This is a genomic window from Desulfatibacillum alkenivorans DSM 16219, assembly GCF_900142135.1.
Classification (GTDB): Bacteria; Desulfobacterota; Desulfobacteria; order Desulfobacterales; family Desulfatibacillaceae; genus Desulfatibacillum; species Desulfatibacillum alkenivorans.
The window spans coordinates 1-10896 of sequence record NZ_FQZU01000037.1 but is presented as its reverse complement, the minus strand read 5'-3'; the positions used below and the strand labels follow the sequence as shown (position 1 = coordinate 10896).

At 53.7% G+C, this 10896-nt stretch carries 10 protein-coding genes; 5 read left to right on the top strand and 5 right to left on the bottom strand.

Annotation, left to right across the window (positions count from 1 at the left end; genetic code table 11):
• Position 1: 1 nt before the first annotated feature.
• The 5 genes from mads5 to mads1 are packed head-to-tail and all read right to left on the bottom strand — an operon-like array spanning position 2 to position 6777.
• Positions 2-1399, bottom strand: a complete 1398-nt coding sequence (gene mads5, locus BUE18_RS21685; protein WP_073478273.1) for a methylation-associated defense system restriction endonuclease subunit S MAD5 — start codon at positions 1397-1399, stop codon at positions 2-4.
• A 9-nt stretch (positions 1400-1408) separates the two neighbouring features.
• Positions 1409-2509, bottom strand: a complete 1101-nt coding sequence (locus BUE18_RS21680; protein ID WP_073478272.1) for an ImmA/IrrE family metallo-endopeptidase — start codon at positions 2507-2509, stop codon at positions 1409-1411.
• Positions 2506-4536 carry a methylation-associated defense system DNA methyltransferase MAD2 gene (gene mads2 / locus BUE18_RS21675; RefSeq protein WP_073478271.1) on the bottom strand — a complete coding sequence of 677 codons (2031 nt, stop codon included), beginning with the start codon at positions 4534-4536 and terminating at the stop codon, positions 2506-2508. The genes BUE18_RS21680 and mads2 (BUE18_RS21675) overlap by 4 nt, the downstream gene beginning before the upstream one ends.
• On the bottom strand, positions 4536-6539 hold the full coding sequence (gene mads2 / locus BUE18_RS21670) for a methylation-associated defense system DNA methyltransferase MAD2 (protein WP_073478270.1): 2004 nt from the start codon (positions 6537-6539) through the stop codon (positions 4536-4538). Before mads2 (BUE18_RS21670) ends, mads2 (BUE18_RS21675) begins: the two co-directional genes overlap by 1 nt.
• A 13-nt stretch (positions 6540-6552) precedes the next feature.
• Positions 6553-6777 carry a methylation-associated defense system helix-turn-helix domain-containing protein MAD1 gene (mads1, locus tag BUE18_RS21665; RefSeq protein ID WP_073478269.1) on the bottom strand — a complete coding sequence of 75 codons (225 nt, stop codon included), beginning with the start codon at positions 6775-6777 and terminating at the stop codon, positions 6553-6555.
• Positions 6778-6937: 160 nt separating this feature from the next.
• Here mads1 and BUE18_RS21660 point away from each other — a divergent pair, with 160 nt between their 5' ends.
• From BUE18_RS21660 to BUE18_RS21640, 5 genes are all read left to right on the top strand, one after another.
• Positions 6938-7309 (top strand): helix-turn-helix domain-containing protein, encoded by a 372-nt coding sequence (locus tag BUE18_RS21660; protein ID WP_073478268.1) that lies wholly within the window; start codon positions 6938-6940, stop codon positions 7307-7309.
• A 65-nt stretch (positions 7310-7374) separates the two neighbouring features.
• Complete coding sequence (locus BUE18_RS21655; protein WP_073478267.1) at positions 7375-7767, top strand: TIR domain-containing protein; 393 nt, start codon at positions 7375-7377, stop codon at positions 7765-7767.
• Between the two features lie 51 nt (positions 7768-7818).
• The gene (locus tag BUE18_RS21650; protein WP_073478266.1) at positions 7819-9147 is read left to right on the top strand and encodes a TRAFs-binding domain-containing protein; all 1329 of its coding nucleotides are present in this window, start codon (positions 7819-7821) and stop codon (positions 9145-9147) included.
• 244 nt (positions 9148-9391) lie between these two features.
• On the top strand, positions 9392-10594 hold the full coding sequence (locus tag BUE18_RS21645) for an AAA family ATPase (protein ID WP_073478265.1): 1203 nt from the start codon (positions 9392-9394) through the stop codon (positions 10592-10594).
• Positions 10591-10896, top strand: a 306-nt coding sequence (locus BUE18_RS21640; protein ID WP_139264845.1) for a hypothetical protein, incomplete at its 3' end; no start/stop codon positions are given. The genes BUE18_RS21645 and BUE18_RS21640, both read left to right, overlap by 4 nt.

Genomic DNA, 10896 nt, shown 5'->3' with positions numbered 1-10896 from the left:
ATCAGGCTCCCTCCTCGATGGCATGTTCAACTATAAGCCTTGCTTGGTTTTCCAATTCAATAGCTTGATCCCGAAGTTGAGCAGTCTTCAACCCCATTTCACCGATAGCAGCTCTCGTTTGTTTCCCAGCATCTATCAAGAGGACCTCTCCAACTTGAAAAGTATCTAATGTGGGAATTGATGAACCATAGGCCCTTGCTTTAAGTTGGCGCATTCCTATTTCTGATCGTAGCGCGATGAACAAGTATCCGGCATCAATGACCTTTTCGCACTCAACTCTAATGGCATGCTCGGATATAGCACCGCCTATTAAGCGCCCGTATGGTAGTGTTGCAGTTCCAATAATACCAGAGATTTGACCTGATCGAGGTATTAAAACGGTCCTTTCATTAATAGTATAATCGTCGACACCTTTCTGTCTTGGATAAAGAAAATAACTCGGTACAGGATCAGACCACATCAAAGCTGTTGTCCCAAAGAAAGGAATATCATTTTCATCTTGACTTTGAACCCTCTTGAATCTTTTCGGCTCAAACAAATTGATAGCAAAATCTTTGACGCATATTTTTTCACAATCTGATTTCTCCAGGCGAACCAACACTTCGCTATGAAATCCACAATGAAAGAAAGCGTCCATGCGACCTGTCAGGTACCTCGATGAGACAGCAGCGGCTCCAAACACTGATCCATTCTGCTTTTCTTCTTCAGCCAGACTCAATGCACCTTCGTTCTCGTATAGTTCAATGGCTTTTGCCTTGATTTCATTTGCTTCAGTCCTCAAATCCGCCGCCTGTTGCACGAGTTCATGCGCCCGCTCTTCCACCTCGCCCAACCGGGGCACGGGGAGGTTGGCAAGATGGTGGGGTTCGATGTGTTGGATGATTGCGCCATAGGTGCCGGAAAGAACAAGGGGAACACCGAAACGAGTGCACAGAAATGAGTAGAGATAGCCGGGCAGGATTTCCTCTCGATTGGCGACAACCTTCATAATATCCTGGTTGGACCAAACTCCATCCATGTCCTTGCGGGCATATACCGTTCGGCCGATACTTCCACTGCAACTGATAAGGGTCATGCCCTCCTTGACTTCGAGGTAGCTCAGTTTTGACGAATGGGCATCCTTTTTACTGAGGAGGGGCAAATTACTCAGGTCGGCGTACAGCATGGAAGATGTGGTGAGAAAAGGGACTCCATGGTCCGGGTCCTGCACGTAGTTCCTGACGAATTGAGGACCGTTGTAGATTCCGCCATTATGCCCTTCGGCCAGTTTCTGCAAAGGCGTGGTCGGTAACTTTTTCAATATCTCCCGGGCTTCAATCGCACCGGACATGTAGGGTCCGCAATCGAGCCGGTATCCTTCGTTCTCAATCCATTTGCTTGGTATGGCCTTGATCTGCATGCGCTATCCTCACCGTGTCTGCTTTTTGGCCGTTGGTTTCTTTTTGGGTTTGGGTTTCGGCAAGGTAAACATGGCCATGCGCTCGATCTTGCCGGCCACCTTGCCAATCAGGTCCAGGGAGACACCCTCCGGAACCCGGCCTTCCACAAGATGGCGGGACACATACGCGGCGCTGGTCCCTTGCAAGCCAAGCCGGTTGGCCACGATAAAGGCCACGGATTCTGCCTCCACCTCCACGCTGTGCCTGTCCAGGTTGGAGCGGCTGGGCCACCAGTGGTCGAAATCCGAACCCAGATGACCCAAAAGCACATGAGCCATTTCGTGGCACAGAACACCAAAGCGGCTTGGGCTGTCCAGTTTTCCATGCACCACGATCCGCATCTTCCATTTGCCCACGTCCCGGCTCAGAGTGGCGAATCCACTGTTGGTGCTGGACAGTGTTTTGAACTGGACCCGGATGCCGTGGCGATTGGCGTTTTCGAGCATCCGCTTCATCCAGTCCGGATTCCATTTTCCCTCGAAACGCGAAAACTCCCGCAACTCCTTGGGCAATTCCTTGCCCTCGGTCTGATCCACGTCATAGACCAGCATGACCGGGTGCATGGGAGCGAGGATGATCATGGGCCGGGCGTCTTCCTTCAGGGCGCGCTCAAACCGGTGTCTCCAGTCATAGGCGGTGGCGTAAAAACCGCAGGCGGGATTTTGGAGCCGCACCAGCATGTTGTTGTAGGGCGCGTAATTGCGGAACCGGCCCATGAAGTCGATCATTTCCTGGAAGGATTCCGATGCGCGGTACACTTGGCTTTGGTGCAGCAGAGCGTCTATGGTGGAAAGCGCCTCTTCGTCGGGGGCGTCCTCACCCCTGAGCGCCGCATCCACGCTTCCATCCTCCAAAATGGATTGGCAATAGCGGCGGTCGGCCCCGGTCAGGTCCTTGTCTTGGGACATGCGAAGCAAAACAGCTCTGAAATCCCACCTTGCTTCCAATCCGATGTTTTTCTCGACGGCTTCAAGCAACTCCCGCGCGGAAGGCTGCTGATGCCGGGCAAGGGCATTGAGGATGAACCTCCAGACCTGATCAAAAAATACATGTGTGGGAAAAAGGTTCATCTGCTCCACGGCGTGACCTCCCCGGTTTCCTGGAACTCCCGGAATTTTTCCGCCACGATGGGCAACTCATCATCCACCCGCCTGGCGCGCCGGGTTGTGCGCCGGATGGTCACGTTGCCGCCGACCCGCACCTTTTCCACCACTTCCTCGTCAAAAACGAGTTCCTCCCCATCAGGCGCACGCTGGAACAAAAGGTTGCCGCGCGGGTCCACGCCCGCCCGGTCCACCACGGCCATGAACACCTTGTATTCGGGATGCTCGGTGCGGATCAGTTCTTCCTGCCCGCGTCGCCTCAGGACCAGCAGGCTGGGCAGGGCCGGGGTGAGGCCGTACTCCTTGACCGTCACCTTGAAGGGTTCCACCGGCAGGTCCACGCTGGCAAGGACCTCGCAGTGGCGCAAAATCCAATGCCGCACGTATTCATCCCCCGGATTGCCGAGCAAACCATCCGGCAAAATGATGGCCACCCGACCCGTGCCGGGCTTGACCCATTGCAGTGAACGCTCCAAAAACAGCACCTCGGGCGGGATGCCTCCGGTGTTGAGGGCGCCCGTATTGACGAAATAGCCTTCGTCGTTTCGCCGCCACACCTTGCCAAGATCGTAATGCTCCAGGATGGAGGGGTCGCTCACCGTATCCTGGGTGGAAAACCAGGGGTTGAGCAACACCAGGTCCATGGACCCGAGGGGCATGGCGCGTGAGCCCGCCTCCACCCCATCCAAATCTCCGAGGGGAAAGGTGCGCGCATCCAGACGAAAAATCCGGCCCGGGTGTCCGGTGGTGAAAAGCATGTTCATGCGGGCGGTGACCACCAGAAAGGGGTCGATGTCGCAACCCATGGCGTATTGACCAGCCCAGGCGGCTGTTCTTTCCTGAGCCTGCAAGATTTGATCGGAGCTGGCTTCCTCCGGGGTGACGCCCATGGAGGCCAAGTGTTTGCGGAAGATGTGGGCAGCGGCCATGGCAAGGAATGTGCCCGTGCCACACGAACAATCCAGAATCCGCTCGTCCGGTTTGGGGTCCAGCATGTGAATGGCCAGTTCGGCGACGTTGAGTGGCGTGGGGTATCGTCCTTCTCTTCCGTCCATCACGTTTCTTGCGATGGCGCGAAAGGCCCCGGTCCTGTATCGTGGCAACGTCTTGCTCAGGGAATACCGCGCCAGTTCCATCACCACCCGCGCGGTTTCATGAGGCTCCAGGTTGAGGTCCCAACCCCGCGCCAAAAGGCCCGGTTGCCAATCCTTGGCATCCCGAATGCACTCCTTGATGCGGCGCTGAATGGTCTGCTGGCCGTCCTCCTCAAAAGGTTCTTCACCCCGAATCCAAAATTTCTGGTCAGCCGGGGCCTGGGTTTCGTCGAATATTTTGGACAGCATCAGAACGGATAGCTGTTTGAAGGCATCCTTGTGGTCCAGGCCCAGGTTGCGGTTCAGGTAGCGATGGCAACGGCAAAGGGCTTCCTCCAAATCCTCCACGTCCGCGCCGATCTGGATGACGCCGCCCGTATGGTCCACGTCGCTGGTGGGTTCACCGGGCACCGGCCACACGCCCAAGGGTTTGGCGCGAACCTCGAACCGGGTGCGCTCCACCTGAAAGAAAAACTCCTCCTGCCCATTGGTCCACATGCCAAGGGTGACATTGGGCAAAATCTCCATGAGTTCCTTCAGGGGTAGGAGGTCAGCCTCGGCCTCGGCAACGGAGCGCAGCTTGTCGCGCTTCTTCTGAGTCTTGCAAAGGATGACCCGCTGTAGATTGTCGTTGGCGTGGTCGGTCTTGGGGCGGAAGATGGCAATGTCCGGTTGCTTTCGGCCATGGCCCGCGATCCTGGGATTGTAATTCACTTCCAGGTCGTCACGGTCGAAGCCGTAGCTTTCGATGAGTTGACGGAGAACCTTTTGGATGAGGAGCTTTTTCGGAGAGACCTTTTGTTTTTCGCCGGTCAGGATGTCGATAAAGAAATTCTCCGGCTCGCCCCCGTCCCCGGTTTCCTCTTCCACTTCAACATCCAATTCCGCATCATCGCTCATCAATCATGCTCCTTTAGAAACTCATGATACCTTTGGGCTATTATCGGAAGGTCATTGTCGGCTATCTTCTCATTGCGGACCAGCCTGCGTTCCACGATCCGCCCGCCGATGCGCAAGCGTTCGGTTTTTTCCACGGGCTCCATGATCTCTTCGCCATCGGGCGTGCGTTTGTATAATTTGTTACCCCTGCGGTCGAACCCCACCTTGTCGGCCACGGCCATGAAGACCGGATATTCCTCCTGTCCGTTCAGGGCCTCCACCTGTTTTTCCTTCTCGCTTTTCCTGCGGAGAAAAAGAAGGCTGGTCAGGATGTTCACGTTGGCCTCGGCGATGAAGGCTTCCACCGGAAGGTCAACGCTGGCAAGCACCTGGGCCTCCCGCATGATCCACCAGCGAATATACTGGGCTGCCGGATTGCCGAGGATTCCATCGGGCAGGACGATCCCCATGCGGCCGGTTCCAGGTTTGATCCATTTGAGGCATCGCTCCACGAACAGGATTTCAGGCGCCACGCTGTTTTTGAGAACGCCGGTGTTGCGGAAACCGCCCTCGCCGTCAGGCTCCCAATTGTGGGCCAGTTCGTAATGCTGAAGAATGTTTTTGTCCGTGATGGGGATGTCCGACCCGAACGGAGGATTGGTCATCACAATATCCATGGACCCGAGCGGGATGTCGCTCTTGGCTTCTTCCAGATTCGGCAGGTAGCCTCCGGGAAATTCCAGGGAATTGATATGGTACAGATGCCCGCGACCATCGCCCGCCATGACCATGTTCATTTGGGAGGCCCGGATCAGGAAGGGGTCAAAGTCCGCGCCGAACACCATGGCGCTGGCGTAGTCGCGCAGCCGTTCATGCAGGTCCAGAAACTCACTCGTGTCCTCCAGGCCGCGTTCCAGTTTCTTCTGCTTCCGGAATTTTTCCATGATGTGACCGAGGGTGGCCACCAGGAATCCGCCGGTTCCGCATGCCGGGTCCAAAACGGTCTGGTCTTCCCTTGGGTCGAGCATTTGCACCATGAGCTGGACCACGCCCCGGGGAGTGAAATACTGGCCACGGTCCCCGCGCAGATTGGTGCCCACGATTTCCTGATAGGCCACGCCCTTTGCGTCCACGTCGGTGCGGGTGAAATCGTATTTGGACAATTCCGAAACGATGAAGGCCAAGGCCCGATCCGACAGGCTGATGTCCTCGTTCCCCCGAAAGATGTTGGAGTAGCGGTCCTTCACTTCCGAAAACAGGGCTTCGACCCTGGCCCGGATTTGTTTGCGCCCCGCATCGTCGAACTGTTCCTTGGGACCGGCCCAGAAACGGGGTTTCCAGGCTTGGCGCTGCGTAGTCCGCAAATTTTCGTCGTGCATCTTACAGAAGATCAGGTACAGAAATTGCCAGAACGCCGCGTCCTTGGGCATGCCCTCGTTGCCGTGGATGAAATTGTGGCACCGGCGAAAGGTGATCTTGAGCATTTCATTGTCCGCCACCCTGGTCCGGGCGTCGGACAAAACGTCCTTGGTGCCCATGGACTCTTCCGCCATGGGCCAGTCACCGATGGGATTGCACAGGACCTCGAACCGGCTGGTTTGGTCTTTTTCCAGGAAGAAGAACTCAAGGCCGTTGGTCCACAATCCATACTGGCAGGACTCGATCTCCCGCATGAGTTCTTCGAGGTCTTCAAGGTCCGCCTCGGCTTGATCAAAATCACGGATGCGCACGGCATTGCGGCCCACCTTGGGTTCAGGCCGGCAAATCACCAGGCGGCTCAGGTTCTCCAAATCATGGGGGCCTTCATGGTGGAAAATGGCCACGTCCGCTTTTTTGCGGCCCTTGACCGGAAAGTCCCGCTCCATGTCTTCGGGTGAAATGCCATATTCATGAATCAGGGCGCGAACGATCCGCTGGCGGACCAGTTCCTTCTTGGTCTCCTTGATCTTCTTCCCTGTGATGTAATCGGGAAGGTATCCGGCCCCGATGGTTTTCTCTTTTTTGTCGTCCGATTTCTTGGCCATGTGTTTCTACCCCTTACAGGGAGCGGAGTCTCCTTCCATTAGCCGGGTCGCCGGCCGTTTGGGCGATCTGCTTTTGACGCTTGATCCATTGGTTCAGGTCATCGCGCGAAAACCGCCATTGCCCGCGCACCTTGAAGCCGGGCAACCCCCTTTCCTGGGCCATGGTGTACACGGTTTTTTGTCCTACTTTCAGATGGTTGGCAACATCTTTGATGGTCATTATCTCGTCGCCACTCATTCATTCCTCCATGGTGACCCGGTGTGCCCGGCGGCCTGGCATTGTCGTGCGATTTTCATTGGATGGTGTAAACTGGCACGTCTTACCAAATTTTGGAAAAGGTTGGCAAGGCAATTTTAGTGTTGCGTAACACTAAACAAGGATGTATATTGGAATCGTTATGAAGAGCTTCGGTGAAACTTTACGAGAATTGAGGACGGCCCAGGACCTTGGCTTGCGGGAAACCGCCGGCAGGGTCGGGATTTCTCCGGCCTACCTCAGCCGCATCGAGCGCGGCAAGGAACGTCCGCCCCGGCCCGAGGTGATCAAGGCCCTGGCCAAGGAACTGGCCGCCGACCCGGATGTTCTGTTCCGCCTGTCATCCTCCACCGATCCCGAGGTGTCCGGCTACCTGAACGAACAACCCGAGGTGACTAACCTCGTCCGGTTTCTAAAGGCCAATGATTTTTCGGGTGAAGAGATTGAACGGTTGCTTGATTTGGCGAAGGGGATGAAAACTGATCAACCGAAACCCAAGAGAAATAAACCGTGATGCGAAGGCCCGATCAGTATTTTGAATCCTGATCAACCTTAGAAACTTTTTCAAAGGAGGACACAATGCCAAATGTAGTCTTTTTCAGTTTTACGGAAGCTGATCGTGAAGTTGTTCTCACTATCAAGGGTCGGGCGGTTAATCCGAACTACTCTACTCTAAATTTCCGTGTAAAGGATCTTCTGAAGAGATGGAACACGGAGGATACAGCGGTGATACGTCAGGCCATTTCGAAAGCCATGAATGGGACTTCGCGTACGATTGTTTTTGTGGGAGAAAAAACCTATCGAAGTAGATGGGTTCGGGAGGAAGTAAAAATGACCCTTGAAAAGGGCAAGCCCGTATATGCCATCCGCCTGAAGGGTACAAATGGAACTAAGCCGCAGATTTTAACTGACGAGGGGATTTATCTTTACCCTTGGAGTGAAGACCGCCTTCAAGATTTGGCAAATAGATGAACCCAATCTGGCGTCTTGGACTCAACGCAAATATTGAGAAAGGATTTGAAGATGAAACCATATTGCTTTGTCCTGATGCCTTTTGGCAGGAAAACTGACCAAAGCGGTTTTGAGGTGGACTTTGATAAAGTCTATGATGAGATTTTACGCCCTGCTATTGATGATGCGGGTTTGAATCCGATTCGAGCAGACGAAGAAATTTTCGGCGGTATTATCCACAAACCCATGTTCGAACGCTTGATGCTGTGTGAATATGCAGTGGCTGATCTCACAACTGCTAATGCAAATGTCTTTTATGAACTAGGTGTCCGTCATGGCATCCGACCTCATAGTACAACTCTTGTTTTCGCACAAGGCTTACGGCTTCCATTTGATGTCGCTCCTCTGAGGGCACTACCATACGAACTTGATTCAAATGGTATCCCTTCCAAAAGCAAAGATGATCGGGCATCGTTGGCTAAGCGTCTTGAAGAATGTAGAACACCAGTTGACGACAGCCCTGTCTTTCAACTAGTCACAGGCATGCCGCGCCCCAATATCGCCAGACTGAAAACGGATACTTTTAGAGATGTCATTGAATACTCTCATGAAATCAAAGAGAAGCTTCGTAAAGCACGTGCACAAGGCGCGGAAGCGATAAAGACAATCGAACAAGAATTGGCAAGTATTGCTGATATTGATCCTGCTATCATTGTCGATTTGTATTTGTCTTATAGGTCTGTTGAGGATTGGGAGGCTATGGTGGATTTGGCAGCCAAAATGCCCCCTATGCTTACTGATTCAATATTGGTGCAGGAGCAATTAGGCTTTGCACTTAATCGCATGGGAAAGCATTCCGATGCAGAAAGAATCCTTCTGAACGTAATTGATAAGCATGGTCCCAGTAGTGAAACAAATGGTATTCTGGGAAGAGTTTATAAGGACCTTTGGAAAAAGCATATCAAAACTGACCGTTCCAAGATTGCAATTGGGTATCTGAAGAAGGCGGTTGATTGCTATTTAAAAGGTTTTGAAGCTGACTGGAGAGATGCCTATCCTGGTATAAACGCAGTAACTCTTATGGAGTTATCCAATCCCGTCGATCCTCGTCAAGAGAAACTGCTTCCGGTTGTAAGATATGCTGTTGAAAGAAGACTTGATTCAATGCGTCCAGATTATTGGGATTTTGCATCTCTGCTGGAGATTAATGTCTTAGTAGGTGACCGGGGCCAAGCCGATGATGCGCTTTCAAAAGCCCTTACCGTGATACGTGAAATTTGGGAGCCTAAAACAACAGCCAACAATCTTGAGTTGATACGAAGGGCGCGTGAACAGCGCGGTGAGGAATCAGAATGGATTACTGAAATTGTTGATGAATTAAACAAATCGGCCCAAGGGTAGAGTAGTCCATAACGCCTTCAATGGTGCTCATACGAGTAGCAGCGGTCACTTTCCTGTCTGATCATTCCGCATTCGAACCCAAAGTTGATTAATATCAATGAGTTATCCTCATAATAACACTTGACATTTCACCCCCAGTTGTGATATAATTATTTGAAATAGTTGAAGAATCCGCAAGGGAAGGTCGGGAATCCGGCTTTCCCTTGTGTCGTTTTTTGGCCCAGTGAAAATCGGGAGAATGAACATGCTGTTTGATCAGATGGGGATACATGGGTGGCAGGCTATCGAGCCGGTGGTGTTGGCGGCCCTGGCTTCGGACCTGTCGGTGCTGTTCGTGGGAGACATCGGGGGGAACAAGACCGAGGGCGCGGAGCGCATCGCACGGGCCTTGCTCGGCCAGGACATCGAGTTCCGGGCCTATGAGGTGCCGACCCTGAACTTTGACGACCTGGTTGGCTTCGTCAATCCCAAGACCCTGGCCAAGGGTGCGCTTCAATTCGTGCCGACGCCATTGTCCATCTGGAACGCGGACGCCGTGCTCCTTGACGAAATCAACCGTGCCAATCCCTTCATCCAGTCAAAACTTCACGAGCTTGTCCGGAAACGGACCCTCCTTGGCATGCCCACCAATTTGAAGATGGTCTTCAGCGCCGTGAACCCGCCCGAGACCTATAACACCGGGTACATGGACCTCGCGTTAGCGTCCCGATTTGTGTGCGTGCAGGTGCCGAACGTCTCGGCCATGGATGAAATTCAGATCGAACACATCCTTTCGGGCAATGGCATCGGTCGTGGTGGACATGATCTGCGTGGCATGCTGGCCCGAGCCTCGGCGTTTGAACCGAGTGGCATCGAGGCCATGCGCATTACCTCGTTGTGCAAGAAGATCATGAGTGACTTGGGCAATTCGGGCATCGTCTTTAACGCGAGACAACTCAAGATGATGGTGAGTCTGGTCACGTCCGGCTTGGCCCTTCAATGGGCGTCGGGTCTGGATGTGTTCACCAATCCTGATTCCATAGCGTCATACATCGGCGCGGTCATCCCTGAAATCAACGGCATTGCCCGAACAAGGGTGGACGCCTCGGTGGTCCGTGGCACCATCCGCACCATCGTGACCGGTTTCCAATTGGCCGACCCCATGACCATGGCCCGCAATCTCCCCGAACTTATCGAAATCGAACCATCAGACGTTCTTGCCTGGGCCGGGGCGGTGGACCGGTCCATTGAATCAGAACGGCAACCGCAATTGCTGCGCGATGTGCTGAGGCGCTTACCCATACTCCAAGGAAAGGGGGTGATCGAGCATGACCTGTCGCGGACCCTGATGGAAAAGGCGGCAGCCCGTTTCGCCACATTGACCCTCATTGAAGAAGGCACCCCTGTCCTGGAAATCCCGGGACGAATCCACAACATCATCGAAAATCTGAAAGGAGAAGTGTCATGACTGAAAGGATTTTTCAGAGCGAGGCCCTGACCAACGGCTGGGCGAACATCACAAACGACGGCGTTAAAACATACTGGTTTGACACGGATCAGGTCTTCCCCAAAATCTATTCCTTAGACAAGGCGGGAATCCCGGCATACTGGGATGACGTGCCGTATAGCGAGGAAATCATCAAGGAATGCACCCACGACGACGTTTGCTGCCTCATCCTTTCGTCCGGCAAGACCAAGGTGCTGGTGGTCGTCCATGCCAGTCTGCCGCACGTCGCCATGCACGGCCGGGCGACCAAGGAAATCCCGTGG